Raw genomic sequence first — 26,427 nt, 5'->3', positions numbered from 1 at the left:
AAATCGCTTTACAGGACGTGCCGACCACCGCACCATATCTGGTATGGGCGTGGGGACTGGCCCCCGCCCGTAGAGCAGGCACCTAGCGCTTGGGGAGAGATACCTCTTCTTGCGCTATAGCAAACGAGGCGGCGCCATGGCAATTTCCGAACATGTCTTTCAGGACGATATCCACCCGATCGATATCGTCGAACATATCGCGGAACACCACGATTGGGATTTCGACCGCATCGGCGACGACCAGATCGCTATGGCAGTCGAGGGGCAATGGCGTACCTACTCGCTTACGCTGGCATGGTCGCACCACGACGAAACCCTGCGTCTGGTCTGCACCTACGAGATGGAGCCGCCCGCCGACAGGCTGCCGGTGCTGTTTGAAATCCTCAACGAAATCAATGATAAGTGCTGGTTCGGATCGTTCACATGGTGGGGCGAGCACAAGCTGATGGTCTATCGCTACGGGCTCGTGATGGCGGGCGCGCAGGCCCCCAGCCCCGAGCAGATCGATGCCCTGCTGAACGCGGCAGTCCTTAGCGCCGAACGGTATTACCCGGCACTGCAACTTGCCATCTGGGGCGACCAGACCCCGCAGCAGGCCATGCAGGTCGCCATTGCAGAGGCTTACGGTCGCGCGTAACACTGTCCCCGGAAAAGCAGACCAAACCGGGGGAGCATCATGAGCATGCAGGAAGTCGCCGAGAACGGCCTTGTTTTACTGGGTTGCGGCAAGATGGGCAGCGCCATGTTGCAGGGCTGGTTGGCCGATGGCCTGCCGCCCGCCTCGGTCTGGGTGATCGACCCGAATCCGTCGGACTGGTTGCGCGAGACCGGCGTGCGGATCAACGCGGATCTGCCCGAAGCCCCTGCGATCGTGCTTGTCGCCGTCAAGCCGCAGATGATGGGTGACGCCCTTCCGGTGCTGCGCGACAGGGGAAATGGTGAAACGCTGTTCATTTCTGTCGCCGCCGGCACGCCGATTTCCGTGTTTGAACAGGCGCTTGGACAGAGCACGCCGATTGTGCGGGCGATGCCCAACACGCCCGCCGCCATCGGTCGCGGGATCACGTCCATCATCGGCAATGCGCATGCAACCGAGGCGCAGCTCGATCAGGCCGACATGCTGCTGCGCGCCGTAGGGCAGGTTGTGCGGCTCGAGACCGAGGACCAGATGGACGCGGTCACCGGTCTTTCGGGATCTGGGCCTGCCTATGTGTTTCACATGATCGAATGCATGGCCAAGGCGGGCGAGGCGCAGGGTCTTGCGCCGGATCTCGCGATGCAGCTGGCGCAGGCGACCGTGGCCGGGGCCGGCGCGCTGGCCGAGGCGGCCGACGAGACACCGGCCGAGCTGCGCCGCAACGTGACAAGCCCCAACGGCACGACACAGGCGGGGCTGGAAGTGCTGATGAACGAGACGGACGGGTTGCCGCCGCTGATGGCGCGCACGGTCGCCGCCGCGGCAGGGCGCTCTCGGGATCTGCGCGATGGCTGAGATCGGGTTCGAGGACTTCGTGAAGGTCGATATTCGCGTGGGCAAAGTCACGCGGGCCGAACCCTTTCCCGAGGCGCGCAAGCCCGCGCTCAAGTTGTGGATCGATTTTGGCCCCGACATGGGGGTGAAACGGTCCAGCGCGCAGATCACCGCGCATTACACCCCCGAGACGCTGATCGGGCGGCAGGTGCTGGCGGTCGTGAATTTTCCGCCCCGGCAGATCGGCAAGGTCCTGTCGGAGGTGCTGGTACTGGGGCTGAGCGATAGGGCGGGCGATGTCGTTCTGGTCCGCCCCGATCAAGACGTCCCCCTGGGAGAGAAGTTGCATTGAAACGGGTTCTGATAACACGGCCCATGCCGCAGAAAGTGGTCGATGCGGCCAGAGAGCATTTCGACGTCGAGATGCGCGACGACACGACGCCGATGAAGCCCGGCCAGATGCGCGGCGCGCTGGCGCTTCATGACGGCATCCTGCCGACGCTTGGCGACCTGTTCTCGGCGGATGTGTTCAGCGAGGCCGAAAGCTGCCGCTGCCGGATTCTTGCGAATTTCGGGGTCGGGTATAATCATATCGACGTCGAGGCCGCGCGAAACGCGGGCATCGCCGTGACCAACACGCCCGGCGCGGTGACCGATGCCACGGCCGACATCGCCATGACGCTGATCCTGATGAGTGCGCGCCGTGCCGGCGAGGGCGAGCGGCTGGTGCGCGCGGGGCGCTGGCCCGGCTGGAACCCGACGCAGATGCTTGGGCTGCATGTCACCGGAAAGACCGTCGGTATCATCGGCATGGGCCGGATCGGGCAGGCGATCGCCCGGCGCTGTCATGACGGGTTCGGCATGAAGGTGGTTTATTACAACCGCTCGCCCAAGGCGGTCGAGATCGAGGCGCAGCAGCTCGACACGCCGGGTGATGTGGCCGCGCAGGCCGATATCGTGGTTGCCGCCGTGCCCGGCGGTGCCGAGACCCGGCACCTGATCGGCGCCGAGTTCCTGTCGGCGATGAAACCGACCGCGCATCTTGTCAACATCTCGCGCGGTGACGTTGTGGACGAGGCCGCCCTGATCACGGCCCTGCAAGAGCGGCGCATCGCCGGCGCGGGGCTTGATGTCTACGAGCACGAGCCGGAGGTGCCGGATGCGCTGACCGCGATGGAGAATGTCGTGCTGTTGCCGCATCTCGGGACTGCCGCGCTGGAGGTACGCGAGGCGATGGGGCTTAAGGCGGTGGACAACCTGCGCGCCTTTTTCGCCGGTGAGGCCCCGCCCGACCGGGTGAACTGAGCGGTGAGGTTGGGAATTCTGGGTATTTTTGCCAAGAAGAACCGGGAGCCTGATGCGGTATCGCCGCACGCGTCAAGCCACGACAGGCGAGGAGAGCTAAGATGGGTCAGCCCGCGATAACCGGGTCGGGTGTCTTCACCCCGCCGGAGGTGATCACCAACGCCGAACTTGTCGAGGCGTTCAACGTCTATGCGGCGCAGTTCAACGCGCGTCATGCCGATGATATCGCGGCCGGCCGGGTCGAGGCGAAGGCGCCGTCATCGTCGGAGTTCATCGTCGGCGCCTCGGGGATCGAGCAGCGCCATGTCATGGAAAAGCGCGGCATCCTGGACCCCGAGGTGATGTATCCGCGCCTGCGGGCGCGCGGCAACGACGAGCCGGGGATCATGGCGGAGATGGCGCTCGATGCCTGTGGCAAGGCCTTGGCGCAGGCGGGTCGGGATGCGTCCGAGATCGATCTGATCATCTGTGCCGCGTCCAATCACGAGCGGCCCTATCCGGCCGTCGCGATCGAGATACAGTCCTACCTTGGCGCGCGCGGGTTCGCCTTTGACATGAATGTCGCCTGCTCGTCGGCGACATTCGGTATCCAGGCGGCGGCGGACATGATCCGGGCGGGCAGCGTGCGCCGGGCGCTGGTGGTCAGCCCCGAGATCTGCTCGGGCCATCTGGAATGGCGCGACCGCGATTGTCATTTCATTTTCGGCGATGTCTGCACCGCCGTGGTGATCGAGCCCGCCGATTCCGCCAAGGGCGCACAGTTCCTCATTGAATCAACGCGCTGCGCCACGAAGTTCTCGAACAACATCCGCAACAATAACGGGTTCTTGCGCCGCAGCCGGCCGGATGGCCTGGCCGACCGGCGCGATATGCAATTCGTTCAGGACGGGCGCCGCGTCTTCAAGGAGGTGCTGCCGCTGGTGTCGGCGCATATTCTCGGGCATCTGCAAGAGGCGCGCGTGTCCGCAGACAGCCTGCGTCGCCTTTGGCTGCACCAGGCGAACAAGGCGATGAACGATTTCATCGGCCGCAAGGTCATGGGCCGTGTGCCGGAGCCGCGGGAACAGCCCAATATCCTGCAGGATTATGCCAATACGTCCTCGGCCGGATCGATCATCGCGTTTTCGCAATATTCGGACGATCTGCAACCGGGTGATCGGGGCATGATCTGTTCGTTCGGTGCGGGCTATTCCGTCGGGTCGGTGCTGGTCGAGCGGGCGTGACGCCCCGTCACAGCGTCTTGCGGGCCGACAGCGCCGCGCTGATCGTGCCATCGTCGAGGTAATCGAGTTCCCCCCCGATGGGCACACCCTGTGCCAGCGATGTCAGCCGCACGCGCCCATCAAGCTGATCGGCGATGTAATGCGCGGTGGTCTGGCCCTCTACTGTGGCGTTGAGCGCGAGGATCACCTCGGTGATCTCTTCGGACGTCACCCGTTCCACGAGCGCCGGGATGCGCAGCGTGTCCGGCCCGACCTGGTCGAGGGCCGAGAGGGTGCCACCCAGCACATGATAGCGCCCCTTGAAGGCGTGGCCGCGTTCCATCGCCCACAGATCCGCGACATCCTCGACCACGCAGATCTGCCCGGTGGCGCGTTTCGGGTTGGCGCAGATGTCGCAGATCTCGGCGCTGCCGATATTGCCGCAGGTCAGGCACTCGCACGCGGTTTCCGCAACCTTTCGCATCTGCTCGGCCAGGGGCGCCAAAAGGACCGCGCGCTTGCGGATCATGTGCAACACGGCACGCCGAGCCGACCGGGGCCCAAGACCGGGCAGCCGGGCCATCATGTCGATCAGGGTGTCGATATGCTGGGTGCTGGTCAACGGGTCCGTCCGGTCCGGTCGCGGGATGAAGACGCCTTCGGCGAGAGTATTTGGGGAAAGATGAACGATGCCTCAGAAGGGCAGTTTCATATCCTTGGGGAGACCCATGGCCTCGGTCAGTTTGCCCATCTCTTCCTGCGCGCGTTCGGACGCCTTGGCCTGCGCGTCCTTGATCGCGGCGAGGATCAGGTCTTCGGCCACTTCCTTGTCCTCTGTGTTGAAGATCGACGGGTCGATATCTATCCCCTTGAGTTCACCCTTGGCGCTGCAAGTCGCCTTGACGAGGCCCGCGCCGCTTTCGCCCTCGACCATCATGGTCTTCAGCTCTTCCTGCAGATCGGCCATCTTCTGCTGCATTTCCTGCGCCGATTTCATCATCTTGGCCATGTCGCCCATCTGGCCCAACCCCTTGAACATCGTGATATCTCCTCTGGATCGAGGCCCGGCTGCCGCGGGCCGAAATAGTGTGTGTCGCGTTTAAGCATATCGTCACGGGAAAGGCGACAGGCAAGCTTTGCCGTCATTCGTCCTCGAACGGGTCCCATTCGTCCTCGACCTCAGGCAGGGCGTCGTCCTCGGCCGTGGTGGTCATGTCCTGTTGCGTCTTGATCCCGGTGATGCGCGCCTTGGGGAAGGCCGCGAACACGGCCGCCACCAGCGGATGCGCACGGGCCTCGGCTTCCAGCGCGTCGGCCTCGGCGTCGCGGGCCTCGCGAATCGTTGGGGCGGTGGCGGAATTCACGATGCTCACGGTCCACCGGTTGCCGGTCCAGCGTTGCAGCGCGCTGCCAAGACGCTGTGGAAGGTCGGCGGGCGCATCTGTGGTTGGCGTGAACTCGATCCGACCGGGGCGATATGCGGCAAGCCGGACACAGCCTTCGATCTCGATCAGCAGTTTGGCGTCACGATTGGCGCGGACGAGGTCCAGCACATGCTCGAAGCTGGGATACCGCGCGAGGGCCTCTTCGGGACCCTGTGCGAGTGCCGTGGCCGGTCCCGCACTGCCGGCGGTCGGCCCGGCCGGGCCGGCATGGGTGGGCCTGGGCAGGGTGTCGCCCCGCGCGGTTGCGCCTTGGGTCTCTGCCCGTGTCTGCTGGCCGCCGCCACCGCCGCCACCACCGCCCGGACCGGGGGGCGGGTTATCCTGCAGCCGGCGCACGAGATCCTCGGGCGTGGGCAGGTCGGCGACGTGTGTGAGGCGAATGATCGCCATCTCCGCGGCCATCATGGAATTGGGTGCCTCGGCCACCTCGTCGAGCGCTTTCAGAAGCATCTGCCACATTCGTGTCAGCACACGCATCGGCAGCGCCTCGGCCATGTCGAGGCCGCGGGCGCGCTCATCGGGGCCGATGGTGGGATCGTCGGCGGCATCCGGCGTGATCTTGACCACCGAAATCCAGTGCGTGATCTCGGACAGGTCGCGCAGCACCGCCAGCGGGTCCGCGCCTTCGGCATATTGCGCGCCAAGCTCGGCGAGGGCCCCTGCCGCGTCGCCCTTCACGATCATGTCGAACAGATCCAGCACCCGGCCCCGATCCGCCAGACCCAGCATCGCCCGCACCTGATCGGGGGTGGTTTCGCCGGCGCCGTGGCTGATCGCCTGGTCGAGCAGCGACGTTGCATCACGCGCCGAGCCTTCGGCGGCGCGGGTGATCATGGCGAGCGCATCATAACTGATTTGCGCGCCCTCGCGGTCGGCGATGCGGCGCAGCAGGTCGATCATCATCTCCGGCTCGATCCGGCGCAGGTCGAATCGCTGGCAGCGCGACAGCACGGTTACCGGCACCTTGCGGATCTCGGTTGTCGCGAAGATGAACTTCACATGTGCGGGCGGCTCCTCGAGCGTTTTCAGAAGCGCGTTGAACGCCCCCGTCGAGAGCATGTGCACCTCGTCGATGATGTAGACCTTGTAGCGCGCCGAGGCCGCCCGGTAATGTACCGAATCGATGATCTCGCGGATGTTGCCGACCCCGGTGTTCGAGGCCGCGTCCATCTCCATCACGTCGACATGCCGGCCTTCCATGATCGCCGTGCAATGCTCGCACAGGCCGCAGGGATCGGTCGTCGGCACACCGGTTCCATCGGGGCCGATGCAGTTCATGCCCTTTGCGATGATTCGGGCCGTGGTGGTCTTGCCGGTGCCACGAATGCCGGTCATTATGAAGGCCTGCGCGATCCGGTCCGCCTGAAACGCGTTCTTGAGCGTGCGCACCATCGCGTCCTGACCGACCAGGTCGGCAAAGGTTTCGGGCCGGTATTTCCGGGCCAGGACCTGATAGCCGGAGGGGTCGGTGTCGGACATGCGGCGCGCCTTTCGGAATCGGATCTGGATGCAAGGGTAAGGCGGGGCAGGCGGGTCGTCCAGCTTGCTTTTTTCGCATGCTGTGGCAATGCTTGCACAAGACTGATCGGAGAATGCGTTGGCGGCGACAAGGGCTGAGACGGAGCGATGGCGGATTTCGTGATCCACGCGCTTCACGTGGGCGGTGGCACGCTTGCGCTGGCACCTCTGCCGGGCGCAAGTGGCGATTACGCCGGGGACATGGCGCATCTGAGCGACTGGAAACCGGCCTTCGTGATCAGTCTGGTCACGTCGGAGGAGATGGACTCCTGTGTCGCACCAAGCCTCGGGGCGGACCTTTTGAAGGCAGGCACGCGCTGGATCTCCTTTCCCGTGCGGGATTTCAGCGCGCCGGGGCCGGATCAGTGCGCCGATTGGCGTGCGACGAGCCGGATGGTGCGCGCCGCATTGAAGGGCGGGGGCCGAATCCTTCTGCATTGCAATGGTGGTTGCGGCCGGTCTGGCATGATCGCCTTGCGGCTCATGATCGAAACGGGTGAGCGGCCCGACCACGCACTTGAGCGGTTGCGTGCGGTACGCCCATGTGCCGTGGAAACCGAGGCCCAGATCGCCTGGGCGATGCGCGGGTGAAACCGCCTGTCTTTTCGGGTATCATATATCGAAGATGCGCGGATTGTCCGCGCAACCCCTTCGAAAGCCTTGGGGAAAGGTGAGAGGTTGGACAACGACCCAAGCGAGGCTCGTTACGGCTGCTTCCTTCCGGATCTGACCGGGTTGGCGAGGTGCCTGCCCGCGCCAACCTCTCGCAACATGATGTAACTGTCTGGTTCCGGATTCGCAAGGGTCCGCAGAGCATCGCGATGCCCAAGGGGGATCTGCAGCCGCGCAAACCCCGCGTCGGTCGTCCCGAGATCCGTTGCACCCAAGGCGGCGATGTCGTCCGGATAGGCGCGCACGCCCGGACCCGTCTCGATCTCGACGCGGGTGCCGGGCAGGCAAACAAGCCTCCAGCCGCCACGATCGGGGGTCGGGGTCGTGCCGTGGCATGCGACATGATCTGCGATGATGTCCCGGATAGGCCGGTGCCCGAAATGCAGCAGTCCGCCCGTGGCGAGCGCCCGGAACGGGCCGCCGCCCCAGGCGCGGTAGCTGTTGATCGCGATCGCGAATCGGTCGGTATCGGCCACGGGTCGCCCGGCATGGGACAAGCCGCGAATCCGTTTTGTGGCGGGGGCGACCACCCGGCCATGTACATCGCAGCGCGCCGGTTGCGTGACGTCGATGCGGTAGCTTAGCCCGTCGATCACATCGAAGGCATGTCCCGGCACATCCGCGTTGAGCAGCGTCTGCCCGGCGCGGCCCGGCGTGATCCTGTTGAAGCACACCGACGCGCGTTCCAGCCAGTCGCGCAGATCCGCCCCGGTCACGATCAAACCGCAAAGGGTGTTGGGAAAGCCGTAGAGATCCGCGATGTTTCGCATCCGCAACGGGCCGGCGGGAATGTCGGTGAAATGCTCGGGCCCGCCGCGTCCGCCGGTCTTGAATGGCGCCGTCGCCGACAGCACGGGCAGGTCCGCATGCGGCGTGTGCGCCAGTATCTCCTCGAGGGCCATGCGCTGCGCGTCGTTGACGATGCGCGCCGCGAGATCGTGCTGCACCAGTGACAGATAGCTGTGGATTGGTCGATCCGTTCGCGCGACGATGCGATTGGTCAGTCGCACCGTGTGGGCATGGGCCGGGGCAAGGCTTCGGACGATCTGCGGACATGGCTCTATGCCGGTGGTCGGCCTGAGCTGGACATTGTGCCCCGCGACCTGCCAGCCATCCTCTGTCCGTGTCAGGTCGAGGTCGAGCTGCCCAAGATGCGACCCCCCGAAACCGGGCATGACGCAGGGCGTCGCGTGAAGCGTGCCACGGTCCGGATCGATCCCCGGAACTTTCGCGTCGCCGGGCGCAGGATCCGGGAAGGTCAGGTGGGTGTGCCCGGCGACGACGGCACTGATGCCGGGAACGCGGGCGATCGCACATGCGGCATTCTCGGGCATCTGTGACTGGGGGCCTACCTCGATGCCGGTATGGGCCAGCGCGATCACCAGGTCCGCCCCCTGGCTGCGGATCACCGGAACCCATGACTGTGCGCATTCGACCATGTCACGGGCGCTTAGCCGCGATGACAGATGTGCGTGATCCCAGGTGGTGATCTGCGGCGGGGTCAACCCGATCAGGCCGATGCGCAGGATATGCGTGCCACCGTCCGCGTCGCGAAGCTGGCGGGTCAGAATGACATAAGGCGGCACGAATGTCTGGTCGTCGAGCGGGGTGTCGCCGCATCGCGTTACGGCATTGGCGCAGGTCAGCGGAAACGCCGCGTCGCGCAGAACCTCGCGCAGCCAGTCGAGCCCGAAATTGAACTCGTGATTGCCAAGTGTGGCTGCGTCATAACCCATCTTGTTCATCGCGCGCAGCACCGGGTGCTGACCGTGCCACCCCTGACCCGGCTGCGGTGTAAGGTCGCTGAGCGCCGTGCCCTGCAGAAAATCACCATTGTCGAGCAGCAGGCAATTGTCGGTCCCTGCCTCGGCCCGGGCCTGCCCCACGAGTGTCGCGACACGGGCCAGCCCGTGGGGCTGGTCGGTTTCATGCGTGAAGTAGTCGAAGGGCAGGACATGGCCGTGCACATCAGACGTCGCGAGGATACGCAGGTGAACCTTCGCCGTCATATCAGGGCCGGATGTCGCAAAGCGAAGAGGACTTGGTCAAGACAGGGCCTTCATGGTTTGGCGGGTTTGCACGCATCGGTACCGGGACGTCCGAAAACGCATATTCAATCATACAGCTGGACTCATCATAAGCGGGTATCGCCGTCGAATGCAACCTACCTTAGGTTGTGCAAGCGAATTGGACCGTTCGCAGGGTCTGGCCCGGGGCATCTTGTGTTTCCCATGCAACAGATGACAGTAACCGGCGTGTGAAAAACAATGAGAGAGCAACATGCGGCACGCGGAACACGGGACATTCGGAGGGTCGGGTCTGGATCGGGCGGACGATCTGCGCGGCGACGCCGGGGCCATCGACGCGGCGATCTCCGCAGGGCGCGCGCGCGTCCTCGTTTTCTGGCATGGAAAGCCGCTTCTGGCGGCTGCCGGGCTTGACCGGCTGATCCGTGTCGGCCCGGATCATCCGGTGCTGACGCATCGGGACGCGGGCGGCAGTGCAACGGTCCTGCTGGGGCGCGACGAAACGGGCGACCTGATCCTTGCGCATGACATGTCCCACAGCGTGCCGGCGGGGCAGGGCGGCGATCACCGCGACAGCGGTCCCGATGCGGCCGACACGGTGCATCCGGCGCTGTCGGATGACGGTGCGTTTGCTGATCTGCGCCAGGTCATGACCCGTCTTTCGGCACGCGACGCCGAACTGGCCGCGACTGCGAAGGCCCTGTTCGGCTGGCATCTGACACACCGCTTCTGCGCGCGCTGCGGCGCGGAAAGCCGGATGATCCGCGCCGGGTGGCAACGGCGCTGCGAGGCGTGCGGCGCACAGCATTTCCCGCGCACCGACCCTGTGGTCATCATGCTTGTGACCTACGGCAATGCGGTGCTGATGGGGCGATCGCCGGGATTTCCCGATGGCATGTATTCGTTGCTGGCCGGCTTCGTCGAGCCGGGCGAGACCGTCGAGGCCGCCGTGCGCCGCGAGGTTCTGGAAGAGGCGAATGTGCAGGTCGGGCGTGTCACCTATCTCGCCAGTCAGCCGTGGCCGTTTCCCGCGTCGCTGATGCTGGGCTGTCATGGCGAGGCGTTGAGCCAAGAGATCACCATCGACCCGCACGAGATCGAGGATGCCCGCTGGATGACCCGTGAAGAGATGCTTGCGGCGTTTGCCGGCGAAACCCCCGAGCTTTTGCCCGCGCGCCGGGGCGCCATCGCGCATTTCCTGCTGCGGAACTGGCTTGCCGACAGCCTTGATTGAGGGGAAACTACCGCAGGATGTGCCGGGGGTCGGCCCGTGATGGGCGGGGATGTCATGCGCGAAAAGACGGGGATCACGGATGAAGTTCACCAGCACCGAAGACATCGAGGCCCCGATCGAGGCGGTGTTCCGGGAAATCGCCGATTTCCGGACCTTCGAACGCGCGGCGCGACGGCATGGCGCAGAGGTGCGGCGCACCGATGCGCTGTCGGTGCCGGGGCCGGGCATGGGTTGGCACGTCCGCTTCGTTCTGCGCGAGCGTGCCCGCGAGATGGATATCGCCCTTGTGACATACGAGCCGCCGACCGGGATCGTGCTGACCGGCGACTCCTCGGCGATCACCGGCCAGATGCGGGTCGATCTTGTCGCGGTCGCGCCGGGTCGCACGCGTCTTGGCGTTGATCTGACGGTCAAGGCGCGCAGTCTGGCGGGGCGGATCATGATGCAACCGTTCAAGCTCATGCGCGGCAATATGACGCGGCGCTTCAGGCTTCGAGTGGCGGATTTCGCGACGGATGTCGAGGACCGTTTCAAACGTCACGCGTGATCCGCCGCGCCGGTCCGGGCGTGGACCGTGGCGGGCGCGACAGGGCCGGATCGCGGCCCCGGCAGCAAAGGAGAGGGCGCGGATGCCGTTCGGAATCGATGTGCGACTGCACTATCAGTTGGGCGACGACCCCGTGGTCCTTCTGGTACTGGAAGCGGCGCGGACCGCGGGGCAGACGGTGACCGACGAGCGGTTCGAGGTCGCACAGGCAGAGGTGACGCGGACCGACGCCCAGGACGGGCTGGGATCGCGGGCATGGGCCCGCGTCATGGGCGGCGAGCTGAAGCTGCGCTACCGCGCGACGGTCGACGTGACCCGGCCCGCGCCCGTGTTGGACCAGCTTGGCCCGACGCCGGTGCATGCGCTGCCCGGCGCGGCGTTCACCTATCTCAGACCGTCGCGGTTCTGCCAGTCGGACATGTTTCAGGCCTTCGTGGGCCGCCGCTTTGGCGGGCTGGCGGGCGGGCCGAAAGTCGCCGCGATCACCGAATGGGTGAGGGATAAGCTGTCATACGTACCGGCAAGCTCGGCCGCGGCCACGACCGCGCTCGACACGTTCGTGACGCGCGAAGGCGTCTGCCGGGACTATGCGCATGTGGTTTGCGCGCTGGCGCGGGCGGCGGGGATTCCGGCACGCTATGCCGCGGCCTATGCGCCGGATGTCGATCCCCCGGATTTCCACGCCGTGGCGCAGGTCTGGCTGGAGGGCGCGTGGCACATGGTGGACGCGACCGGCATGAGCGGCCGCGACGGCGCGGCGTTGATCGCCGTGGGCCGGGACGCGGGCGATGTCGCCTTCATGGAGACATGGGCGCCGGCGTCGATGATCGGCCAGTCGGTCAGCGTCATGCGCCTGCCGTCCTGACTGGTGCCCCGCTCAGCCTTCGTCCGCGTGGCGGCGCGGGTCCGCCGGGTAGACACCGAGGATGGTGATGTCCGAGGTGAAGTAATCCAGCTCGTCCAGCGCGCGGGCCACGGCCGGGTCCTCGGGGTGGCCTTCGATATCGGCGTAGAACTGCGCGACGTTGAAATTGCCGTCCACGATGTAGCTTTCCAGCTTGGTCAGGTTCACGCCGTTGGTCGCGAACCCGCCAAGCGCCTTGTAAAGCGCCGCCGGAATCGAGCGCAGGCGAAAGACCAGCGTCGTCATCATGCCGTTCTCGCCGCGGCGGGTGAAATCCGGCTCTGGCGCCATGACCAGAAACCGTGTCGTGTTGGTACCCTGATCCTCAATGTGATGGGCGATCACGTCCAGCCCGTGGATCTCGCCGGCGAGATCGCTGGCCAGCGCCGCAAGCTCTGGCTGGCCGGCCTCGGCCACGTAGCGTGCCGAGCCGGCGGTGTCGGCGCCGGTGACCCTGTGGATGCCGTGACGTTCCAGAAAGACGCGGCACTGCCCCAGCAGCATGGTGTGGCTGACCGCGCTTTCGATCTGGTCCAGACGCACGCCGGGCAGCGCCAGCAGATTGATGTGCACCCGAACGAACGCCTCGCCAACTATATGCAGGCCCGATTCGGGCAGCAGGTGGTGGATGTCGGCCACCCTCCCGAAGGTCGAGTTGTCCACCGGCACCATAGCAAGGTCCGCGCGCCCGTCGCGCACGGCCGCGATGGTGTCCTCGAACGTGCGGCAGGGCAGGGCCTCGCGGTCGGGATAGGTCTCGTGGCAGGCCTGATGCGAATAGGCGCCCGGCTCTCCCTGAAAGGCGATCGGTTTTGTCATGCTGTGGCTTTCGTCCTGTTCGGGCGTATCGGGCGTTTGGTCGCGGAAACTACACCTTGCAAGGCGGTAGGGGAAGCGGCTAGATACGATGCCAAAATGTGGAGCAAACGAAAGTGAGCCAATGTTCGACACGATGACACTGACGAAGACCGCCGGGGCCCTGTGCGGGGCGCTGCTGATTTTCCTTTTGGGGGGCTGGGCAGCCGAGGCGATCTATTCCGTGGGCGGGCACGGCGACGATCATGCGCAAGGCTACGTGATCGACACGGGCGAGGACGAAACCGAGGAAGACACTGCGGAGGCAGAGCCCGATCTGGCCACGTTGTTCGCGTCGGCGGACGCCTCGAAAGGTGAACGCGTGTTCAACCAGTGCCGCGCCTGTCATCAGGTCGAAGATGGCAACAACGGCGTCGGCCCGCATCTTTATGGCGTCGTGGCGCGCGATGTGGGGTCCGTCGACGGGTTCAACTATTCCGGCGCGCTCGGCGAGGCTGCGGATGTCTGGAACGCCGAGGAACTGTACGCCTTTCTGGAAAACCCCGCCGAATATGCGCCGGGCACCAGCATGGGCTATGCCGGCCTGTCGAAACCCGAGGATCGAGTCAACGTGATCGCCTATCTCGACGAGACCGATGGCGAGAACAACATTCAGCTTGCATCGGCGGACGCAGACGCACCGGCGGATGAGGCGTCCATGGACGAGGCCGCAACAGACGACGCCGCCGAGGCCGACACGGCGCCCGCGGATGAAGGCGAAGGCGCGGCCGAGGATGCGGACGCAGCCGCGGAAGAACCCGCAGGCGACGAGGCCGCGACGCAAGAGGCGCAAGCCGACGAGGCCGCGGATGAGGGCGACGGCACGACCGACACCGCCGCATCTGACGCGGACGCCACGACCGAAGAGGCCAAGACAGATGACATGGCCGAGGCGGACACCGCCGAAGAGACTTCGACCACTGAAGAGACCGACGCGACAGAGACCGCCGATGGCGGTGCGTCAGAGTTTGCCACAATGGTCGCATCCGCTGATGTCGATGCGGGCGAGGGGCTGTACCGTCAGTGCCGCGCGTGCCACCAGATCGACACAGAGCGCAACGGCGTCGGCCCGCATCTTGTCGGGATCGTCGGGCGTGACATCGCCTCGGTCGACGGGTTCCGCTATTCCGACGCGCTGTCGGGTCTGGACGGCGCATGGACGCTTGACGAGCTGAGCGCGTGGATCGAAAACCCCAATGACTACGCGCCCGGCAACAAGATGGGCTATCGTGGCCTGTCGGACGAGCAGGACCGCGCCAACCTGATGGCCTACCTGCAAAGCGCTGGAAACTGATCCATCCGGGTACTCATAAAAGGCCGCGATCCGTCCTTGCGGATCGCGGCCTTTTTACTTGGCGCCGATCATCGGTGCTTGAACAAGCTGACCTCTCTCCGTAGCTTGCCGGGTGTGAAAACCGCGCCAGATATTCACCAGACCCGGTAGCAGGAGGATGACATGACCGGACGACCGATCCCGGCCAAGGCCCGTTCCCCGAGGTTTTTCTCCGTCTGGCGCGGTGCTGTCGCGCTGGCGGGGTTGGGCATCGCCGCGCTGATCGCGCAGGCGGCCTGGGGACAAGAGGACGACAGCGTCATCACCTCGCACGGGTATTCCTTTTTCGGGGATCTCAAATATCCCGCCGATTACACGCATTTCGACTATGTGAACCCGGACGCGCCCAAGGGGGGCGAGATTTCGCTTTACGCGCCGGGCACGTTCGACTCGATGAACCCCTATTCGCGCAAGGGTCGGGCCGGGCGGCTTTCGTGGATGGTTTATGAAAGCCTGCTGGGCGGGTCCGAGGCCACGGGCGAGCCGCTGCCGGGGGACCGCTATAACGAGGGCTACGGCCTGCTCGCCGAAAAGCTGGAATACGACGCGGGCAAGACATGGGTGATCTTTCACATGCGCCCCGAAGCACGGTTCGCCGACGGCACCCCGGTGACGGCGCATGACGTGGTCTTTTCCCACAACCTGTTTCTGGAGCAAGGCCTGCGATCCTATGCCGAGGCGGTCCAGCGCCGTGTGACAGGGGCAGAGGCGCTCGACGATCACCGGGTCAAGTTCACGTTTGCCGAGGGCATCTCGCGCCGGTCGCTGATCGATCAGGTCGGCGGCACGCCGGTCTTTCCGCGCAAGTGGTACGAGGAGACAGGCGCGCGGCTGGACGAGCCCCGGCTGGAGGCGGCGCCCGGATCGGGACCCTATCAGGTCAAGAGCGCCGAGGTGAACCGCAGCATCGTCTACGAGCGCAATCCCGATTACTGGGGCTGGGATCTGCCGATCAACCAGGGTCGGCACAATTTCGACCGCATCCGGATCGAATATTTCGCCGATGACAATGCCGCGTTCGAGGCGTTCAAGGCTGGCATCTACACCTTCCGCCCCGAGGGCAATTCCAAGACATGGGCCACCGGGTACGATTTTCCGGCCGCCAATCAGGGCCATGTGGTCACAGAGGCGTTACCGGACGGTCTGCCGCCGACCCCGTCGGGGTTCGTGTTCAACCTCGGGCGTGAAAAGCTGCAGGACAAACGGGTGCGCGAGGCGATCGCGCTTGGGTTCAATTTCGAGTGGACGAACCAGTCGCTGCAATACGGCCTGTTCGAGCAACGCCATTCCTTCGTGCAGGACACCCATCTACAGGCCGAGGGCGTCCCCGAAGGAGCCGAGCTGGAGCTGCTGAAATCCCTGGGCGATGTGGTTCCGCAAGAGATGCTGACCGAACCGGCGGTACGCGCGCACAGTTCCAGCCCGGACCGCTTGAACGACCGGCGCAATCTGCGCCGCGCCATGGGCCTGCTGGACGAGGCCGGCTGGCCCGTCGGCGATGATGGCATGCGGCGCAACGCGGCCGGCGAGACCCTGCGTATCGAGATCCCGATCTCGGCCTCGGGATCGGCCACGATGTCTGCGGTGGTGGAAAGCTTTGTTAGCAACCTCAAGCTGATGGGGATCGACGCGCGCTTCGACCAGATCGACGCGGCGCAGTACACCGCCCGCGAGCGGGACCGCGATTACGACCTGATTTTCGACAGCTATGTCGCCTTCCTCGAGGCGGGCACCGGGCTGCATCAGCGCTATGGCAGCCAAGAGGCCGAATTCAGCCTGTTCAACCCCGCGGGGCTGGCCAGCCCGATGGTCGACGCGATCATCGACAAGGCGCTGGAGTCCGATAGCCAGGAGGCGCAGGACGTGGCGCTGACAGCCCTCGACCGGGCGCTGCGCTACGAATTCTTCATGATCCCGACATGGTATCTCGACAAGACCTGGGTCGCCTACTGGGATCAGTACGCCTATCCCGAACCGCTGCCGGAATACGCCACCGGGGTGTTGGATTTCTGGTGGTATGACGCTGAGAAGGCACAGGCGTTGCGCGACGCGGGCGCGCTTTGACCGAAAGGGCCATTTGAAATGGGGGCGTATATCCTGCGGCGGATCCTGCTGATCGTGCCGACGCTTCTGGGCATCATGATCATCAATTTCGCACTGGTGCAGTTCGTGCCCGGCGGGCCGGTCGAGCAGATGATCGCCAACATGCAAGGGCAGGGCAACGTCTTCGAAAGCTTTTCGGGGGCGGGGTCCGACACCGGGCAGGACATGGGATCGGGCGGCAACGACCAGTATGTCGGTGCGCGCGGCCTGCCGCCGGAACTGATCGCCGATCTGGAAGAGCAGTTCGGTCTCGACAAGCCGCCTGTCGAGCGCTTCTTCAACATGATGTGGAACTACATGCGCTTCGATTTCGGCGAAAGCTACTTTCGCAAGATCGACGTGCTGGATCTGGTGCTGGAAAAGATGCCGGTCAGCATCAGCCTCGGGTTGTGGTCCACGCTGATCGCGTATCTCGTGTCGATCCCGCTGGGAATTCGCAAGGCCGTGGGCGACGGCACGCGGTTCGACACATGGACCAGCGGGCTGATCGTGGTGGCCTATGCGATCCCGGCCTTCCTGTTCGCGATCATGCTGCTGGTGCTGCTCGCAGGCGGCAGCTATTTCCAGATCTTCCCGCTGCGCGGGCTGACATCGGACAATTTCGATCAGCTCACCCTTGGCGGCAAGATCCTCGACTACCTGTGGCACATTGCCCTGCCGGTGCTCGCCTCGACGATCTCGGCCTTTGCCACGCTGACGCTGCTGACTAAGAACAGCTTTCTCGACGAGATCAAGAAGCATTACGTGATGACCGCCCGTGCCAAGGGCCTGAGCGAGCGCAGGGTGCTGTACGGGCACGTGTTCCGCAACGCCATGCTGATCGTGATCGCGGGCTTTCCCGCGGTGTTCATCGGCGTGTTCTTCGGCGGATCGGTTCTGATCGAGACGATCTTTTCGCTCGACGGTCTGGGTCGGCTCGGCTTCGAGGCGGCCGTGGGCCGCGATTACCCGGTCATGTTCGGGACGCTGTTCCTGTTCGGGCTGATCGGGCTTGTGGTCGGCATCCTCAGCGATCTGATGTATGTGCTGGTCGACCCCCGGATCGATTTCGAGAAGCGGGAGGGCTGAGGCGATGCGCGATGATCACGGGCGCGCAGAGGGGGCGCTGCCCCCGTCGCCGCAGAGCGGCGACTCCCCCGGGGTATTTGAGCCAAGAAGAAAGGCCGGGCGCTTTCGCCTGTCGCCACTGAACCAGCGCCGGTGGCGCAATTTCCGCCGCAATGGGCGGGCATTCTGGTCGCTGGTGATCTTTTCGGTGATCTTCACCATCACGCTGTTTGCCGAATTCGTGGCCAATGACAAACCGATCCTGATCCAGTATCGCGGCGATTTCTACGCGCCCATCTTCCAGTTCTACCCCGAGACCGCGTTCGGGGGTGATTTCCAGACCGAGGCGATCTACCGCGATCCCGAGGTGCAGTGCCTGATTGTCTCGGGCGGGCTGGACCGGTGTTTCGACGACCCCGAGGGCGTGATGGCCGATGCCGAGGACGGTGTCGTGAATGGCAGCGAGATTAGCAAGGGCTGGGCGATCTGGCCGCCCATCCCCTACAGCTATGACACCACGGTGGACCGCGACGGCGCCGCGCCGTTGCCGCCCAATGCGCAGAACTGGCTGGGGACCGACGACACCAAGCGCGACGTGCTGGCGCGGGTGATCTACGGGTTCCGGCTGTCGGTGCTGTTCACGCTGATCGTGACGCTGCTGTCATCGGTGATCGGGATCTTCGCGGGTGCCGTGCAGGGGTATTTCGGCGGCAAGACCGATCTTTTCTTCCAGCGCATCATCGAGATCTGGGCCTCGACCCCGCAGCTTTACGTGATCATCATTTTGTTCGCGATCCTGCCGCGCAGTTTCTGGCTGCTGGTGGTGATCACCGTGCTGTTCGGCTGGATGGCGCTGGTGGGCGTGGTGCGCGCCGAGTTCCTGCGGGCGCGCAACCTGGAATACGTGCGCGCGGCCAAGGCGCTTGGGGTGGGCAACCTGACGATCATGTTCCGCCACATGCTGCCCAATGCGATGGTGGCGACGCTGACCATGCTGCCCTTCGTGATCACCGGGACGATCTCGTTGCTGGCGGGGCTGGATTTTCTGGGCTTCGGTCTGCCGTCTTCGTCGCCCAGCCTTGGCGAGTTGACCTTGCAGGCCAAGCAGAACCTGCAGGCGCCGTGGCTGGCCTTCACCGCGTTCTTCGCCTTCGCGATCATGCTGTCGCTGCTGGTGTTCATCTTCGAGGGCGTGCGCGACGCGTTCGATCCCAGAAAGACCTTTCAATGAGCTTGTTGAAGGTGCGCAACTTGGCTGTTGGATTCCGGCAGGACGGGCGGGTGATCCCGGCCGTGCGCGGCGTGTCGTTCAGCCTTGACCGGGGCGAGACGGTGGCGCTGGTCGGCGAGTCCGGCTCGGGCAAATCCGTGACCGCGCTGTCGACGGTGTCGCTTCTGGGGGGGGCGGCCGAGGTGACCGGCAGCGTCACCTATGACGGCCAGGAGATGATCGGCGCCAGCGACAAGCGGCTGCGGCAGGTGCGCGGCAACGATATCAGCTTCATCTTCCAAGAGCCGATGACGTCGCTGAACCCATTGCATACGCTGGAAAAGCAGCTGCGCGAGAGCCTCGAGCTGCACCAGGCGCTGACGGGGACTGCTGCGCGCGACCGCATCGTGGATCTGCTGGAGCGGGTCGGCATCCGCGAGGCGCGCGACCGTTTGAACGCCTATCCGCATCAGCTGTCGGGCGGGCAGCGGCAGCGGGTGATGATCGCCATGGCGCTGGCCAACAAGCCCGACATCCTTATTGCTGACGAGCCGACCACGGCGCTGGATGTGACGATCCAGGCGCAGATCCTCGACCTGCTGGCGGCGCTCAAGCGCGACGAGGGGATGGGGCTGTTGTTCATCACGCATGATCTGGGGATCGTCCGGCGCATCGCCGACAAGGTCTGCGTGATGCAGGACGGCGAGATTGTCGAAGCCGGCCCCGTGGACACGATCTTTGCATCGCCGCAGCATCCCTACACGCAAAAGCTGCTCGGCGCGCAATCGGTGGGCGTGCCCGCGCCAGTGCACGCGGATGCGCCGGTGGTGGCCGAAACCGAAGACCTGCGCGTCTGGTTCCCGATCCACAAGGGGTTGCTCAAGCGGACGGTCGGCCACGTCAAGGCGGTCAACGCAGCCAGCCTGCGCGTGCGCGCCGGCGAGACCGTGGGCATCGTCGGTGAAAGCGGGTCGGGCAAGACCACGCTGGCACTGGCGATCATGCGGCTCGTCGCGTCCGAGGGCCGGATTAGCTTTGTCGGTCAGGACGTGAATGGCTGGTCGACGCGGCAGTTGCGCAAACGTCGCAAGGAAATGCAGATCGTCTTCCAGGACCCGTTCGGCAGCCTGTCCCCGCGCATGACGGCGGCGCAGATCATCGCCGAGGGTCTTGGCGTGCATGGCAATCCCGGCGGCCGCCCCGAGCGCGAGCTGGTCGCCGAGGTGATGGCCGAGGTGGGCCTGATCCCTGCCATGATGGACCGCTACCCACACGAGTTTTCCGGCGGGCAGCGTCAGCGCATCGCGATTGCCCGCGCGATGATCCTGCGCCCCAAGCTGGTTGTACTGGACGAGCCGACAAGCGCGCTCGACATGACGGTGCAGGTGCAGATCGTCGATCTGCTGCGCGATCTGCAGGTGAAATACGGGCTGGCCTACCTGTTCATCAGCCACGATCTGCATGTCGTGCGCGCGATGAGCCACCGGGTGATCGTGATGAAGGAGGGCGATGTCGTCGAGGAGGGTGATGCCGGAAGGATCTTCACCGCGCCGCAGACGCCCTATGCGCGCACGCTGCTCGAGGCGTCGCTCGAGGGGCGAATCGACGCGGACGCCACCTAGGGACGGGCACCGCCCCTTTGGGACGATGTCGCGACTGTACGGCATGGGCCGCGCGGCACGCAAGCGACCGCAGCGCGGGCCGTCAGATGGCGGAACTATGGCCGTGTTCGCTCATCTCGTAGAGGTCGAGCCGCCGCGCGATCATACGCGTCAGGGGCCGCGCCTCGGGCGGGATGCTCAGCCCGCCCTCGTCGAGGATAAGGTGCCCGGCAAAGGCCTGATCCACTTCCGACAGCAGGGCGTGCAGTGCGTCGGGGGCGATGTCGAACGCGCGGGTGATCTCGGCGGCATCAATGCGGAAATCGCACATCAGGGCCTCGATCATGCGCCCGCGCAGCCGGTCCTCGCCCCTGAAGGCATGCCCGCGCGCGGTTGCAAATCGGCCGTCGCGGATCGTCGCGGTATAGGTGCCGGTCGCGGGGGCGTTCTGCGCGTAGCCCTGCGGAAATCGCGAGATCGACGAGGCCCCCAGACCGATCAGCACATCGGCCTGATCGTCGGTATACCCTTGGAAATTGCGCCGCAGGCGGCCGGTTTTCTGCGCGATGCTCAGCCCGTCGGCGCGGGTGGCGAAATGATCGATCCCGATTTCGTCATAGCCGTCCCACAGGAACAGGCGGCGCGCGGTCTCGAACAGCTCCAGTCGTTCCTGCGGGGTCGGCAGGGCGTCGGACGGGATCATCTGCTGGCGCTTGGCCATCCACGGCACATGTGCATACCCGTAAAGCGCCACGCGGTCCGGATCGAGCGACAAGAGCTTCTGAACGCTTTCGGTGATCCGCGCGCCGGTCTGGTGGGGCAGGCCGTAAAGGATGTCGGCGTTAAGACTTGACACGCCGCGCGCGCGGATCTCGTCGGCGGCCCAGCGGGTGATGTCATAGCCCTGGATACGCCCGATGCTTTTCTGGATCTCCTCGTTGAAATCCTGCACCCCGATCGAGGCACGCGTCATGCCGGCCGCGGCGAGCGCATCAAGGCGGGCCCCGTCGATCTCGTTCGGGTCGATCTCGACCGAAAACTCGGTGTCCTCGGTGAATGGCGCGACGTCGCGGATCGCACCGGCGAGTTCGGCCATCATGCCGGGTTGCAGCAGCGTGGGCGTGCCGCCGCCCCAGTGCAGCCGCGACAGACGCACGCCACGGGGCAGGGCCCGGCCAAGCATCGCGATCTCGGACTTCAGCGTTTCGAGATAGGCCAGCACAGGCTTGTCGCTTTGCGTGCCCTGGGTGCGGCAGGCGCAGAACCAGCAAAGCCGCCGACAGAAGGGCACATGCACATAAAGCGATATGCGCGCGCCCTCTGGTATCGCCTCGATCCAGGTCTTAAATCCGTCTTGATCCGTAGCGCCGTCGAAATGCGGCGCGGTCGGATAGCTTGTATAGCGGGGCACCTTGGCGTCGAACAGACCCAGATCGCCCAATCGGGTTCGGTTTTCCATATGTGCAGTTTTGACAGAATAGGGTACGTTTCCTTGACCGAAATCAAATTCCGTGAAAGTTGATGCCGATGCTGACTGATCGCGACGCCGAGATCCCGCCCGAGTGCAGTGATTGCCCGATCCGCCACCGCGCGGTCTGCGCGCGCTGCGAGGCGGATGAGCTGGAGATGCTGGACCAGATCAAGTATTACCGGACCTTCGAGGCGGGACAGACGGTGATCTGGTCCGGTGACAGGATGGATTTCGTCGGCTCCGTCGTGACCGGCATCGCCACACTGACCCAGACCATGGAAGACGGGCGGCGGCAGATGGTCGGATTGCTGTTGCCCAGTGATTTTGTCGGGCGTCCGGGGCGGGCCTGTGCGGCCTATGACGTGGTCGCGACCACCGATATCGTCATGTGCTGCTTTCGCAAGAAGCCGTTCGAGGAGATGATGCTGCGCACACCGCACATTTCGCAGCGCCTGCTGGAAATGACACTGGACGAGCTTGATGCCGCGCGCGAATGGATGCTGATCCTGGGCCGCAAGACCGCGCGCGAGAAGATCGCGTCACTGATCGCGATCATTGCGCGGCGCGATGCCACCGTCGGCCTGCAGGCAACGCGCGGTCCTGCGGTGGTCGATCTGCCGCTGACGCGCGAGGCGATGGCCGACTACCTCGGGCTGACACTGGAGACGGTGAGTCGCCAGGTTTCTGCCCTCAAGCGTGACAACGTCATATCCCTGGAAGGCAAGCGGCGGATAAAGATACCGGATTTCAACCGATTGCTGGAAGAGGCGGGCGATGACAGCGATGGCGGGATGTTGGCCTGAGCCGGCCGTGGCCCGCGATATGCGACGCCCTCTACCGCAACCCTCGCCGGGCGGATGGGTGCCAATCGTTCGGGCAGGCTTAGCGAGGGTTTCGAAACGGCGTGTTCGATGCAGGGTGCGGCACGATCGCCATCACCGGGGGCGAGATCCGTTGTCGGGGCCGGGGCTGCAGGCACACTGCAAGGCCGGTCCGTCACCGTGCCAGTAAAAAGCCCGGCGCCCAACGCGCCGGGCTTGTGCCCTTACCAATAGCGTCAGACCCGGTTCACATCTGACCTTCGACAACGGTCAGACCCAGACCGTGCCACGCTTGCATCCCGCCACGGTAATAGTAGATCTTCTCGGCCGGGTAGCCCTCGCGCAGCATCGCCTTGATGGCCATCGGGGACTGTCCGCACCACGGCCCGTTGCAGAACAGCAGCACCTCTTCGGCATTCGTGCAATCCCAGTCGCCTTGGCTGCCCGTGCAACCGATCTCGTCGAGACGGCTGGCCATGGCCGTGTAGGGCATGTTGATCGCGCTCGGGATCGTGCCGTCAAGGTGCCACTCAAGCGTTCGACCATCGATGAGCTTGCCGCCTTTTTCCGCGAATTTCAAAAGCTCGATCTCGCCGACGGTGGTGACTCCGGGGGCGACCTGCATCGGTTGAACGCAGAAGGGGGGACATTCGCGAGAGGTTTTTGCGTAATCCGGATCAATCGTCGCCCCGGTGTCCTGATTGCGCATTATTTTGACCGGACCATCGACGGTCTCGACCGTCACACTTCCGATCTCGGAGCTGATCCGGACATCAAGCTCTTCGGCCGCCGCTTGCGAAACAGGCAATCCCGCGATGGCCAGGGCTGCGAACAGTAGTCTCATCGATACCTCCCATTTTCAGTATTTTCACGTCGCGCCAAGTATACTTTCAAGAATGTGCATATGTCGAGGGTCCACGTATGGCGGAGCCCCGGCGTTATGATGACGCCTGTATCGCGGATATGCGGCACCCGGCGACGCCCGTCCGGTGTGCCGCCCTTGGGCGATCAATGCGCCATGAACACCGGCAGGGTCGCGTTTTCCAGCATGTAGCGCGTGGCCCCGCCGAAGATCGCCTCGCGAAAGCGCGAATGGCCGTAAGCCCCCATCACCACCAGATCCGCGTCCATATCCTTGGCGTGACGCATCATCACGTCCGACACGCGCGGCAGGGTTTTCGACAGGACATCTATCTCGACCTTGACGCCGTGCCGGGCAAGGTACTGCCCCACCGCGCCACCGGGATCAGAGCGTTCGGGCCCGTGTGTCGGCGGGTCGATCACCACGACATGCACCACATCCGCGGCTTTCAGCAGCGGCAGAGCCGCGCGCAGCGCGCCAAGGGCCTCGCTGCTGTCATTCCAGCCCAGCAGGATGCGCTTGGGGGCGGGGGTCGGATTGCTGCCTGACGGAGCGATCAGAACCGGTGTGCGCCCTTCGAACAAGGCCGACTCTGTCACCGGTTCAAGCTCGGCGCCACGCCCGTCGCCATAGGGCTGTGGCAGGATCACCAGATCGGAAAAGCGCGCATGTTTCGCAACGTGCCGCCCGAGATCGGCCAGTTGGCTGACGCCCGCCTCTGCGCTCCAGCGCAGCGAGCTGCCGTTCAGCACCTTGTTCGCGCGTGCCTCGATCGCTTCGGCCTCTTCCTGGGCGCGGGTGATGGTTTCCTGCAGCACGATCGCGCTGGCGCCGGCATAGTAATAGCCCGACTGGCTGCGATCCACGCCAAGGCACAGCACCTCCAGATGGGCACCATGCGTCTCGGCGGCGGCCATCGCATGCGACAGCGTTTCCTCGACGAGGGCCTCGTCGGTCAATACGGTGAAGATAGTATTGTAGGTCATGTCGCGTTCCTTTGGCGGCGTTGCGGTTCGCCACATCCTAGGGCACCTTAGCGGCGCGGTGCTTTGACGCGGATCAAACGTCGCGTATCGATATATTGACACAGATCAAGGATATATATTCGTATCACCGCCATTAGGCGACAAGTTGAGTTACGTGCGCGCGGGGTGACGCGGTGCGGGTGACAAGGGACGAAGGAACGCAACATGATGAACTATATCAAGCTGATCGTGCTTGGTGTGATCACGCTATGCGCGCTGGTCGCGGCCAATTACGCGCGTGATCTGGCCTATCTGGTCAATGCGCTGACGGTGGCTGCGGTCGCCGGCGGGCTTTTCCTGTGGGTGCTGCGCAACACCGACGAGCCGGTGGCGCCGAAGATGGACCTGTCCGGGCAATACATGGATGGCGTGGTCCGCGCAGGCGTGGTCGCGACCTGCCTCTGGGGCGTGGTCGGCTTTCTTGCCGGGACCTGGATCGCCTTTCAGCTTGCCTTTCCCCAGCTGAATTTCGAATGGGCGCAAGGCTACGCGAACTTCGGCCGGCTTCGGCCCTTGCATACCTCGGCGGTGATCTTCGCGTTCGGTGGCAACGCGCTGATCGCGACGTCGTTCTACGTGGTGCAGCGCACCAGCGCCGCGCGCCTCTGGGGCGGCAACCTGGCATGGTTCGTGTTCTGGGGATATCAGCTTTTCATCGTGCTGGCGGCGACGGGGTATGTGCTCGGCGCCACGCAATCGCGGGAATACGCAGAACCCGAATGGTACATGGACTGGTGGCTGACGATCGTCTGGGTCGCCTATCTCGCGGTGTTCCTCGGCACCATCGTCAGGCGGCGCGAGCCGCATATCTACGTGGCCAACTGGTTCTACCTCGCGTTCATCATCACCGTGGCGATGCTGCATATCGTCAACAACATGAGCATTCCGGTCTCGATTTTCGGGTCCAAGTCGGTTTCGCTGTTCTCGGGTGTGCAGGACGCGATGACGCAGTGGTGGTACGGGCATAACGCCGTGGGCTTTTTCCTGACCGCCGGGTTCCTTGGCATGATGTACTACTTCGTGCCCAAGCAGGCGGAACGCCCCGTGTACAGCTACAAGCTGTCGATCATCCACTTCTGGGCGCTGATCTTTCTGTATATCTGGGCCGGTCCGCACCATCTGCATTACACCGCGCTGCCCGACTGGGCGTCGACGCTTGGCATGGTGTTTTCGATCGTGCTGTGGATGCCGTCCTGGGGCGGGATGATCAACGGCCTGATGACGCTGTCAGGCGCGTGGGACAAGCTGCGCACCGATCCGATCATCCGCATGATGGTGATTTCGGTCGGGTTCTACGGCATGGCCACCTTCGAGGGGCCGATGATGTCGATCCGCGCGGTCAACTCGCTGTCGCACTACACCGACTGGACCATTGGGCACGTCCATTCCGGCGCGCTTGGCTGGAACGGCATGATCACCTTCGGCGCGCTCTACTTTCTGGTGCCCAAGCTGTGGAACCGCGAGCGGCTGTACAGCCTGAGCCTGGTGAACTGGCACTTCTGGCTGGCGACGATCGGCATCATTCTCTACGCCTCGGCGATGTGGGTCACCGGGATCATGGAAGGCCTGATGTGGCGCGAGGTGGATGAGAACGGCTTTCTCGTCAATTCCTTCGCCGATACCGTCGCCGCCAAGTTTCCGATGTATGTGGTGCGCGGACTGGGCGGGGTGCTTTACCTCTCGGGTGCGATCATCATGGTCTACAACCTCTGGATGACTGTGAAGCGTTCGCCGGCCGTCGAGGCCCGCAACAGCACAGTTCCGGCTGAATAAG

The 26,427-nt window shown here is 64.6% G+C and carries 23 protein-coding genes, 1 other RNA gene and 1 pseudogene; 16 read left to right on the top strand and 9 right to left on the bottom strand.

Annotated features, from left to right (window positions below; translation table 11 throughout):
* The first annotated feature begins 136 nt into the window (after positions 1 to 136).
* From ACROSR_RS07060 to ACROSR_RS07040, 5 genes are all read left to right on the top strand, one after another.
* The gene (locus ACROSR_RS07060) at positions 137 to 637 is read left to right on the top strand and encodes a type III secretion system chaperone family protein (RefSeq protein WP_432683465.1); all 501 of its coding nucleotides are present in this window, start codon (positions 137 to 139) and stop codon (positions 635 to 637) included.
* A gap of 39 nt (positions 638 to 676) precedes the next feature.
* Positions 677 to 1,492 (top strand): pyrroline-5-carboxylate reductase, encoded by an 816-nt coding sequence (proC, locus tag ACROSR_RS07055; protein ID WP_432683463.1) that lies wholly within the window; start codon positions 677 to 679, stop codon positions 1,490 to 1,492.
* On the top strand, positions 1,485 to 1,823 hold the full coding sequence (locus ACROSR_RS07050) for a tRNA-binding protein (protein ID WP_432683461.1): 339 nt from the start codon (positions 1,485 to 1,487) through the stop codon (positions 1,821 to 1,823). The genes proC and ACROSR_RS07050 overlap by 8 nt, the downstream gene beginning before the upstream one ends.
* Positions 1,820 to 2,776 carry a 2-hydroxyacid dehydrogenase gene (locus ACROSR_RS07045; RefSeq protein WP_432683459.1) on the top strand — a complete coding sequence of 319 codons (957 nt, stop codon included), beginning with the start codon at positions 1,820 to 1,822 and terminating at the stop codon, positions 2,774 to 2,776. The genes ACROSR_RS07050 and ACROSR_RS07045 overlap by 4 nt, the downstream gene beginning before the upstream one ends.
* 101 nt (positions 2,777 to 2,877) lie before the next feature.
* Positions 2,878 to 3,999, top strand: a complete 1,122-nt coding sequence (locus tag ACROSR_RS07040) for a beta-ketoacyl-ACP synthase III (protein WP_432683457.1) — start codon at positions 2,878 to 2,880, stop codon at positions 3,997 to 3,999.
* Positions 4,000 to 4,006: 7 nt separating this feature from the next.
* Here the strand turns inward: ACROSR_RS07040 and recR are convergent, their stop codons facing one another.
* The 3 genes from recR to ACROSR_RS07025 form a co-directional block, all read right to left on the bottom strand.
* Positions 4,007 to 4,600, bottom strand: a complete 594-nt coding sequence (recR, locus tag ACROSR_RS07035; protein ID WP_432683455.1) for a recombination mediator RecR — start codon at positions 4,598 to 4,600, stop codon at positions 4,007 to 4,009.
* Between the two features lie 72 nt (positions 4,601 to 4,672).
* Positions 4,673 to 5,017 carry a YbaB/EbfC family nucleoid-associated protein gene (locus tag ACROSR_RS07030; protein ID WP_432683453.1) on the bottom strand — a complete coding sequence of 115 codons (345 nt, stop codon included), beginning with the start codon at positions 5,015 to 5,017 and terminating at the stop codon, positions 4,673 to 4,675.
* 103 nt (positions 5,018 to 5,120) lie between these two features.
* Positions 5,121 to 6,902, bottom strand: coding sequence for a DNA polymerase III subunit gamma/tau (locus tag ACROSR_RS07025; protein ID WP_432683451.1), 1,782 nt, complete (start codon positions 6,900 to 6,902; stop codon positions 5,121 to 5,123).
* Positions 6,903 to 7,049: 147 nt separating this feature from the next.
* On the opposite strand from ACROSR_RS07025, the gene ACROSR_RS07020 reads away from it, so the two are divergent.
* The gene (locus ACROSR_RS07020) at positions 7,050 to 7,532 is read left to right on the top strand and encodes a phosphatase domain-containing putative toxin (RefSeq protein WP_432683449.1); all 483 of its coding nucleotides are present in this window, start codon (positions 7,050 to 7,052) and stop codon (positions 7,530 to 7,532) included.
* 77 nt (positions 7,533 to 7,609) lie between these two features.
* Here the strand turns inward: ACROSR_RS07020 and ffs are convergent.
* Together ffs and ACROSR_RS07010 are read right to left on the bottom strand one after the other, a co-directional pair.
* Positions 7,610 to 7,708: signal recognition particle sRNA small type (ffs, locus tag ACROSR_RS07015), an RNA gene on the bottom strand.
* A 120-nt stretch (positions 7,709 to 7,828) separates the two neighbouring features.
* Positions 7,829 to 9,622 (bottom strand): annotated as a pseudogene (locus ACROSR_RS07010) (bifunctional 2',3'-cyclic-nucleotide 2'-phosphodiesterase/3'-nucleotidase); the annotation flags it as partial.
* A 271-nt stretch (positions 9,623 to 9,893) separates the two neighbouring features.
* Between ACROSR_RS07010 and nudC the strand changes: the two are divergent.
* The 3 genes from nudC (at position 9,894) to ACROSR_RS06995 (ending at position 12,286) form a co-directional block, all read left to right on the top strand.
* Positions 9,894 to 10,874, top strand: coding sequence for an NAD(+) diphosphatase (gene nudC / locus ACROSR_RS07005; RefSeq protein ID WP_432683447.1), 981 nt, complete (start codon positions 9,894 to 9,896; stop codon positions 10,872 to 10,874).
* A 79-nt stretch (positions 10,875 to 10,953) separates the two neighbouring features.
* Positions 10,954 to 11,421, top strand: a complete 468-nt coding sequence (locus tag ACROSR_RS07000; protein ID WP_432683445.1) for an SRPBCC family protein — start codon at positions 10,954 to 10,956, stop codon at positions 11,419 to 11,421.
* 82 nt (positions 11,422 to 11,503) lie between these two features.
* Positions 11,504 to 12,286: a transglutaminase-like domain-containing protein gene (locus ACROSR_RS06995; protein WP_432683443.1), complete on the top strand. Its 783-nt coding sequence runs from the start codon at positions 11,504 to 11,506 to the stop codon at positions 12,284 to 12,286.
* 12 nt (positions 12,287 to 12,298) lie between these two features.
* Here ACROSR_RS06995 and ACROSR_RS06990 read toward each other — a convergent pair whose 3' ends face one another.
* Positions 12,299 to 13,144 (bottom strand): prephenate dehydratase, encoded by an 846-nt coding sequence (locus ACROSR_RS06990; protein ID WP_432683441.1) that lies wholly within the window; start codon positions 13,142 to 13,144, stop codon positions 12,299 to 12,301.
* A gap of 133 nt (positions 13,145 to 13,277) precedes the next feature.
* Here ACROSR_RS06990 and ACROSR_RS06985 point away from each other — a divergent pair, with 133 nt between their 5' ends.
* The 5 genes from ACROSR_RS06985 (at position 13,278) to ACROSR_RS06965 (ending at position 20,495) form a co-directional block, all read left to right on the top strand.
* On the top strand, positions 13,278 to 14,474 hold the full coding sequence (locus ACROSR_RS06985) for a c-type cytochrome (protein ID WP_432683439.1): 1,197 nt from the start codon (positions 13,278 to 13,280) through the stop codon (positions 14,472 to 14,474).
* A gap of 162 nt (positions 14,475 to 14,636) precedes the next feature.
* Positions 14,637 to 16,577, top strand: coding sequence for an extracellular solute-binding protein (locus ACROSR_RS06980; protein ID WP_432683437.1), 1,941 nt, complete (start codon positions 14,637 to 14,639; stop codon positions 16,575 to 16,577).
* An 18-nt stretch (positions 16,578 to 16,595) separates the two neighbouring features.
* The gene (locus ACROSR_RS06975; protein WP_432683435.1) at positions 16,596 to 17,684 is read left to right on the top strand and encodes a microcin C ABC transporter permease YejB; all 1,089 of its coding nucleotides are present in this window, start codon (positions 16,596 to 16,598) and stop codon (positions 17,682 to 17,684) included.
* A gap of 4 nt (positions 17,685 to 17,688) precedes the next feature.
* Entirely contained in the window at positions 17,689 to 18,894 is a 1,206-nt protein-coding gene (locus ACROSR_RS06970) for an ABC transporter permease (protein WP_432683433.1), read from the top strand.
* Positions 18,891 to 20,495 (top strand): ABC transporter ATP-binding protein, encoded by a 1,605-nt coding sequence (locus tag ACROSR_RS06965; RefSeq protein ID WP_432683432.1) that lies wholly within the window; start codon positions 18,891 to 18,893, stop codon positions 20,493 to 20,495. Before ACROSR_RS06970 ends, ACROSR_RS06965 begins: the two co-directional genes overlap by 4 nt.
* 82 nt (positions 20,496 to 20,577) lie before the next feature.
* On the opposite strand, the gene hemN is transcribed toward ACROSR_RS06965, so the two are convergent.
* A complete protein-coding gene (gene hemN, locus ACROSR_RS06960) occupies positions 20,578 to 21,933 on the bottom strand; it encodes an oxygen-independent coproporphyrinogen III oxidase (RefSeq protein WP_432683430.1) in 1,356 nt (451 codons plus the stop codon).
* Between the two features lie 68 nt (positions 21,934 to 22,001).
* Here hemN and fnrL point away from each other — a divergent pair, with 68 nt between their 5' ends.
* Entirely contained in the window at positions 22,002 to 22,748 is a 747-nt protein-coding gene (gene fnrL / locus ACROSR_RS06955) for a transcriptional regulator FnrL (protein WP_432683429.1), read from the top strand.
* Positions 22,749 to 23,013: 265 nt separating this feature from the next.
* On the opposite strand, the gene ACROSR_RS06950 is transcribed toward fnrL, so the two are convergent.
* Positions 23,014 to 23,610, bottom strand: coding sequence for a rhodanese-like domain-containing protein (locus tag ACROSR_RS06950; protein WP_432683428.1), 597 nt, complete (start codon positions 23,608 to 23,610; stop codon positions 23,014 to 23,016).
* A 164-nt stretch (positions 23,611 to 23,774) separates the two neighbouring features.
* Complete coding sequence (locus tag ACROSR_RS06945; protein WP_432683425.1) at positions 23,775 to 24,614, bottom strand: universal stress protein; 840 nt, start codon at positions 24,612 to 24,614, stop codon at positions 23,775 to 23,777.
* A 204-nt stretch (positions 24,615 to 24,818) separates the two neighbouring features.
* Here ACROSR_RS06945 and ccoN point away from each other — a divergent pair, with 204 nt between their 5' ends.
* Positions 24,819 to 26,426 carry a cytochrome-c oxidase, cbb3-type subunit I gene (gene ccoN / locus ACROSR_RS06940; protein WP_432683423.1) on the top strand — a complete coding sequence of 536 codons (1,608 nt, stop codon included), beginning with the start codon at positions 24,819 to 24,821 and terminating at the stop codon, positions 26,424 to 26,426.
* Position 26,427: the final 1 nt, after the last annotated feature.

It is taken from the genome of Roseovarius tibetensis, from assembly GCF_050896375.1.
Lineage (GTDB): Bacteria > Pseudomonadota > Alphaproteobacteria > Rhodobacterales > Rhodobacteraceae > Roseovarius > Roseovarius tibetensis.
Note: the sequence above shows the minus strand (reverse complement) of the source record. Positions and strands in the feature narration are given on the sequence as shown.